Annotated in this window: 1 protein-coding gene; it reads right to left on the reverse strand. The window is 71.5% G+C overall.

The annotated features are described in order from the left end of the window. Window positions 1-594: hypothetical protein (locus tag EU805_RS17225; RefSeq protein WP_207208140.1), on the reverse strand; the 594-nt coding region annotated here is incomplete at its 3' end. Between the last annotated feature and the right edge of the window lie 416 nt (window positions 595-1,010).

Below are 1,010 nucleotides of genomic sequence, written 5' to 3' on the forward strand. Positions count from 1 at the left end.
GGTCCAGGCATGGGTCGCCTCCTGGGACGTGGCGCAGAGCAGCACCGAGGCGGCTCCGTCGGCGAGGATGCCGTTGACCGCGGCCTGGTCGCCGTAGGTCATCGCAAGCTGTGCCAGCGCCAGTACGGCCCCCGGCTCGACCGCCCGCGGCGGGTCGTAGATCCGCGCGGCACTGTCCATGGCCATCGGATCGTTCCCCGTGGCGAGGGCGTCGGCGATCTCCCTGGCCGTCATGCCTTCCGCTGCCGGCGCGCCGCTTCGACGGGCGGCCTCGAAAGCCGCGTGGGTCTCGGTGTCGGTCTCCCATTCCTGGTCAAGGATGGGGTCGAAGCCCGCTTGGGTCGCACCGGTGTCGTCGGCAGCTGCGCCGCCCTTCGAAGAACGCGCATCGTCCTTCGGAGCCCTCGCGTCCCACGGCTCCAGTTCGGTTGGGACGACCGGCGGGGACGAGAGCACCGGACGGCCCCAAGCGTCCCGCGTCGAATCGGTGGTAGAGCGGCCCGCCGTCGCAGGACCGGAGGTCCGGCTACCTGCGTCGTCCCGCATCTCGCGTGCGGCGGGGGCGATGTCGTCCGGATCGTCCGGCTGGCGCATGGCGTCGAGGAAGCTCCGGAGGCTGGTCGCTTCGGCCCCCGGATGGCCGGGATAAAGGCGGCCGAGAGCAGCATTGGCAAGGACGTCCCAGCGGCGGGGCGGCGCAGGCGTGGAGGGACGGGCAGGACGTGCCGTCGAAGTAGCGGGGGGAGGCGTGGTCTGGGTCATAGCAGGATCCGATCTGGGTATAGGAAGCACTGCGGTGCGCGGACGGCACCGAGGACGGGCAGTGAGGCTCGGAGAACGAAGAAGAGCGGGTGCACCGGTCCCGCGTGCGGGACCGGCAAGGACGGGACCCTCCCTTGGTGTCAGCCGGAGCTATCCGGGCCGCCGTGGCGCGCCGCGATCCGGTCGAGGAGGGCCTGCAGGACGGGCAGGGCGGTGGCGTGGTAGATCTCGCCTTGCGTGTTGATCGC

It is taken from the genome of Salipiger sp. IMCC34102 (assembly GCF_004145405.1).
Classification (GTDB): domain Bacteria; phylum Pseudomonadota; class Alphaproteobacteria; order Rhodobacterales; family Rhodobacteraceae; genus Loktanella.